The organism is Rothia sp. HMSC065D02 (assembly GCF_001815285.1).
Classification (GTDB): Bacteria; Actinomycetota; Actinomycetes; order Actinomycetales; family Micrococcaceae; genus Rothia; species Rothia dentocariosa.
Genome location: NZ_KV820067.1, coordinates 1 through 427 on the forward strand (window position 1 = coordinate 1; position 427 = coordinate 427).

Annotated in this window: 1 pseudogene; it reads right to left on the minus strand. The window is 46.6% G+C overall.

The window, feature by feature from the left end:
- Positions 1-51: 51 nt before the first annotated feature.
- Positions 52-427, minus strand: a pseudogene (locus tag HMPREF3016_RS01250) (hypothetical protein); the annotation flags it as partial.

Here is a 427-nt window from a genome sequence, read left to right on the forward strand (position 1 = left end):
CCAGTATATGTTCAGGAGGCGGCACTTCCTCTTATCCGATGAGCCGTAAGTCTACAACTTCATATCGTTGAATTTGAAGCGAATCCAGCCAAGTACCAAGGGTACAAAACCCCACAGGGTGAAGAGGAAACAACGCATCCCGTAACCGGGGTCTTTGAACTGGTCAGTATCGTAGACCAACATATTTTCGCCCAGATGAACAGGTAGATACTTGGAAACATCGCTTGCCCACTCAGCAGACCTGAAGAAACTAAGAACTATTGTCACCACAAAAAGCAGAACGACTGTAAGAACAATAGCTCCGGCACTATTACGGAGGAGAGCACCAAACCCGAATCCCATCCAAGCAAGTACCACAAGATACAGTCCAAGAAGAAGAGTGATTCGAAGTACTTCACCATCGAAAGAGACTCGTAGCTTTTCCGTG